This is a genomic window from Corallococcus praedator (assembly GCF_003612125.1).
Lineage (GTDB): Bacteria > Myxococcota > Myxococcia > Myxococcales > Myxococcaceae > Corallococcus > Corallococcus praedator.
On the sequence record NZ_RAWI01000836.1, the window covers coordinates 1 to 612 of the forward strand.

Sequence of the window (612 nt, forward strand, 5' to 3'; positions counted from 1 at the left end):
CTGCGGTGGCGCACCTGCAACGGGCGCTCACGTTCGCCCGGCCCGGACAGGGGGCGACGCTGCACCTGTCGCTGACGAAGCTCTACGAGCACTCGGTGAAAGACCTGCCCCGGGCCCTGTATCACGCACGACTGGCCGCCCCGGTGGAACTGCCCGCGGACCATCAGCTCCGGCTGGAGCGATTGGAGCGCAGGCTGTCGCGTCAGGGCGCCTGAGCGTCAGGCACTTTCACGGCAGCGCATGGCGCAGCCCGGGGAACCACGCGACGAGCAGGCGCTGCGTGCCCAGCTTCACCCTGGCGCTGCCGGTGCTCCCGTCCTGGTAGAGGCGCGACTGCCCATCCCGGATGAAGCCGCGCGACGGCACGTGCGCCCGCACCAGCACGACCCCGTCCTCCCGTGACGCGTCCCCGGTCTTCCTCGCCCGCGCGTACTCGAGCGACGCCTCCGGCCCCTCCACCGCCTCGATGACCGTCTCGAGCGGCTCGGGCATCCTCTCCATCCGGTACTCCAGCGTCATCCCCGCGGCCAGCTCCGAGCGGTACTCCCCCGGCAGGAGCACGTAGAGCGACGGCAGCGCTTCCGGGTCCCTCACCGCCACCACCGGCTGGCC

Annotated in this window: 2 pseudogenes; one reads left to right on the forward strand and one right to left on the reverse strand. The window is 72.2% G+C overall.

The features are described from left to right. A pseudogene (locus tag D7Y13_RS42035) lies at positions 1–215 on the forward strand (ribonuclease H-like domain-containing protein); the annotation flags it as partial. A gap of 13 nt (positions 216–228) precedes the next feature. On the opposite strand, the pseudogene D7Y13_RS46255 reads toward D7Y13_RS42035, so the two are convergent. Then, positions 229–612 (reverse strand): annotated as a pseudogene (locus D7Y13_RS46255) (hypothetical protein); the annotation flags it as partial.